The 247-nt window shown below is 61.1% G+C and carries 1 protein-coding gene; it reads right to left on the bottom strand.

Translation table 11 applies throughout. The features are described from left to right. Window positions 1-247, bottom strand: a 247-nt coding sequence (locus AC6UD8_RS07065; protein WP_500723602.1) for a S26 family signal peptidase, incomplete at both ends; no start/stop codon positions are given.

Genomic DNA, 247 nt, shown 5'->3' with positions numbered 1-247 from the left:
TACGAGAACTTGTTGACCAGGATGAAATCACCGATCAACAGGTTCGGCATCATCGAGCTGGACGGAATCTTGTACGGCTCGGCGATGAAACTGCGCACGATCAGCACGATCGCCAGCACCGGGAAGAACGCACGCGAGTAGTCCACCAGCACCGGCTCGGAATCGAGCAGGCCCGCGCGCTGGGCGCGACGCTTGGCGAAGTACAGCTTCTCGCCAAGCAGGATCAGGCCCGAGGCCAGGGTCAGCA

Source organism: Fructilactobacillus sp. X1R3C1 (genome assembly GCF_059901545.1).
The sequence above is the reverse complement of the archived record's forward strand: the minus strand, read 5'-3'. Positions and strand labels throughout refer to the sequence as shown.